The sequence below is a fragment of the Wolbachia endosymbiont of Drosophila nikananu genome, from assembly GCF_028981865.1.
GTDB lineage: Bacteria > Pseudomonadota > Alphaproteobacteria > Rickettsiales > Anaplasmataceae > Wolbachia > Wolbachia pipientis_B.
Genome location: NZ_JAPQLL010000011.1, coordinates 1 through 2,314, shown reverse-complemented (window position 1 = coordinate 2,314; position 2,314 = coordinate 1). Strand labels below are relative to the sequence as shown.

2 protein-coding genes and 2 pseudogenes are annotated in these 2,314 nt (G+C 35.8%); 1 reads left to right on the top strand and 3 read right to left on the bottom strand.

All coding sequences use genetic code 11. From position 1 onward, the window contains the following. Positions 1–12 precede the first annotated feature (12 nt). Both OZD67_RS06180 and OZD67_RS06175 read right to left on the bottom strand, forming a co-directional pair. Positions 13–397: pseudogene (locus OZD67_RS06180) on the bottom strand (transposase family protein); the annotation flags it as partial. A 2-nt stretch (positions 398–399) separates the two neighbouring features. After that, entirely contained in the window at positions 400–837 is a 438-nt protein-coding gene (locus OZD67_RS06175; protein WP_259346618.1) for a transposase family protein, read from the bottom strand. Between the two features lie 33 nt (positions 838–870). On the opposite strand from OZD67_RS06175, the pseudogene OZD67_RS06170 reads away from it, so the two are divergent. After that, positions 871–1,029: pseudogene (locus tag OZD67_RS06170) on the top strand (IS3 family transposase); the annotation flags it as partial. 56 nt (positions 1,030–1,085) lie between these two features. Here OZD67_RS06170 and prmC read toward each other — a convergent pair. Beyond that, the gene (gene prmC / locus OZD67_RS00695) at positions 1,086–1,925 is read right to left on the bottom strand and encodes a peptide chain release factor N(5)-glutamine methyltransferase (RefSeq protein ID WP_182182968.1); all 840 of its coding nucleotides are present in this window, start codon (positions 1,923–1,925) and stop codon (positions 1,086–1,088) included. Between the last annotated feature and the right edge of the window lie 389 nt (positions 1,926–2,314).

Below are 2,314 nucleotides of genomic sequence, written 5' to 3'. Positions count from 1 at the left end.
AATAGACTTCTTTCAAAATTCATGTGAGAGCTCAAAATTGTGAATGGCAGCAATCAAATTAAATCTTAAACCAAAACGTTTTCGTCTATTTCTATACCTGTCCGAGATGATTTTAAACCTTTTCAATAAGCCAATTAAGTTTTCAACCATTACCCTTTGGCTAGAAAGAGCTCTGTTCTCTCTTTTTTGTTCTTTGCTCAACGGATTCTTTTTCGTTTTTCTGTGTGGTAATTCAACATTTTTATCTATCCTTTGCATTCCTCTGTAGCCAGCATCAGCTAAGATTTTAGTTCCCGGCAGCCTTTGATTCTTTAAATATCCGAAAATCGTGCTTCCTACCATTTGAAAAAGATGTACAAATGACCTTTTTACTCTTCTTCTCTGTTACTATTTGTGTTTTTATAGTATGCCTTTTTTTCTTTCCAGAGTAAAAGCGTTTTTGCTTTTTTTTGGCTTCTCTACTGGGGTTTCAGTTCCACCTATTACCAAAACTTCGTATTTTACACTACTATTTAATAGATCTTTTTTCCCAGGTAATGCAAAATCTGGATGTTTTATTAATGTGTCCTCTACCCACTTTACTATTTTAAAACAGTTACTTTCACTCATGCCATAACTTTGTCCTATATGAAAATATGTGCGATATTCTCTTATGTATTCCAGTGTCATAAGTAGCCTGTCTTCTACGCAAAGCTTACTTTTTCTCCCGCTTCTAGCTTTTTTTCTTCTGTCTTCCTCATCCAGAATTTCTACCATTCTCTCGAATGTTGCTTTTTTTACACCTGTTAAACGTCGAAATTTTTCTCCTTCTAACTCCTTTATTTCTTTATATTTCACCTTTCAAATATTTCATCTTACACTCCTTCTCTCAATTTTGAAAGAAGTCTACTTATTGATACCTCGCAACACTCTGCTCAACAAACTAGAACTGCCATATTTGAATACATAGAAATCTTTTATAACAAACAACATAGACATTCTACTATTAACTATTGCATTCCCGAACAATTTGATGCATCATTTTCATGACAAAAAAGTCTTAACTTTCTCTCTACTTTTTCTGGGTAAGGTCAAGAAAACATTAGCTATGTTTTTTGCATAACAATGCATCTCTTTATTCCTGCCAAATCATATACGTATTCTTGAAAAGCTAATTCGTATGAGGGTATTATTTTGTCAATATCATTTTGATCTTCACCTATCTCCAATATTGCAAACCCATTTTTTTTAAGACACCTCCTCAATGTTGGAAAAATACTCAAGTAACAGTTTAAACCATCAATTCCACCATCAAGAGCAATCCTTGGTTCCTTTTGCACTTCTGCTTGCAGGTCTTTCAATTTGCTTCTTTTAATATATGGAGGATTACTGATTATAAGATCAAATGAACCTCTGCACTCTGTCCATGAGCTTGGAAATATTTTGGCTCTGCTGAGGAGATTATGTTTCTTTGTGTTCTGATAGGCAACTTTGTATGCTTCCAAGCTTTTTTCAAAACCAATACCAACGGCATATTCATACTCACTAAGTACGGATATCAATAAACAACCTGTGCCTGTACCAAAATCTGCAATTTTTAGTCTCTGCTTTTTATTTGGGTAATATTTTAACACTGCTAGGATTATTGTTTCACTATCTGGTCTTGGATCCAAAACATGCTGGTTAACTATAAAATTTTTACTCCAGAATTCACGATTACCTATTATTTGCGATATTGGATATCTTTCCGCTCTTTTTTTTGTTAATTTCCAAAATAGAAGTTCTTTGTCTCTTGATACCTGATTAGTGTGATTCATAATTATGAATGATCTTTCCACTCCAAGTACGTACTGTATGATGATTTCACAATCTAAATGTGGTGATTCAACTTTGTGTGACGATAATAACTCCGATCCTTCTTGAATTAAAGTGCTGATTGTTTTCATTATTCTAAAATGTGCTCCTTTCAGCCACAAACGGTGAGTATAATAGCTAACTAAAATAAGGCTTACCTTCCTGTCATCCTATGGCTTGACCATAAGATCTAGTTAAAAAAAATTCTAGATTCCAGTGTCAGCTACTTGCATGACACCATTTGCTATGCGGATTACCTTAGCCTAGAGTAACTGCATCAGATCCCAGCGTCAAGCTACTCGGATGACACCCTACTTAACCGTCATACCGCCGCGGTATCTCTTAGCCGCTAACAAGTAGCGGGATGACGAATTGCTTAACCTTCATCCCGCCACGAACCGTCATGCCACCGCGAACCGTCATACCGCGATTCATTCGCGGTATCTCATCCGCTAACAAGAGATCCCGCTGCGGGATGACG